Annotated in this window: 1 protein-coding gene and 1 pseudogene; one reads left to right on the top strand and one right to left on the bottom strand. The window is 79.0% G+C overall.

Annotation, left to right across the window (positions count from 1 at the left end):
- Window positions 1-449: pseudogene (locus KUM32_RS40835) on the top strand (LLM class F420-dependent oxidoreductase); the annotation flags it as partial.
- Window positions 450-476: 27 nt separating this feature from the next.
- On the opposite strand, the gene KUM32_RS40840 reads toward KUM32_RS40835, so the two are convergent.
- Window positions 477-651, bottom strand: a 175-nt coding sequence (locus KUM32_RS40840) for a CrcB family protein (RefSeq protein WP_217146722.1), incomplete at its 5' end; no start/stop codon positions are given.

The following is a 651-nucleotide window of genomic DNA, read 5'->3' on the forward strand; positions in this document are numbered from 1 at the left end:
GGGACCGGGCGGCCGGCGCGTTCTCCTACCTCGTCACGCCGGAGCACACGGCGCGGGCCCGGGCGGCGCTCGGCCCGGATCGCGCCCTGATCGTGGAGCAGGCCGTGGTGGCCGGACTACCCGCCGAGCGGGCACGGGAGCGGGCGCGCCGGCACATCGCGGGCTACCTGCCGGCCGCGCCCTACCGGGCCAGCTGGCAGCGGCTCGGCTTCACGGAGGCGGACTTCGCCGACGGCGGGAGCGATCGCCTGGTCGACGCCCTCGTGGCGATCGGCGACGAGCGGATCGCGGAGCGGATCACGGCCCACCTCGCGGCGGGCGCCGACCACGTCTGCCTCCAGGCCCTGCCGGCCCACCCGGCCGCCCTCCCGCTGGACCAGTGGCGCCATCTGGCCCCCCTCGCCCGACAGGCCGGGCGGCACTCCGGCGTACGGGTGGCCGGCGCCTAGCGCCGGCTCGCGCGCCGGGGCTGGCGGCTAGCCCCACAGGGCGCGGCCCAGCGCCGCGCCGGCGAAGGCGGCGGCGAGGCCGACGAGCAGCGTCGCGGCGACGTTGGCGACGGCGAGGCGGCGGTGGTGCGTCTCGGCGAGGCGGAGCGTCTCGTACGAGAACGTGGAGTACGTCGTGAGCGCGCCGCACAGGCCCGTGCCC

The sequence above is a fragment of the Streptomyces sp. AC627_RSS907 genome, assembly GCF_019049165.1.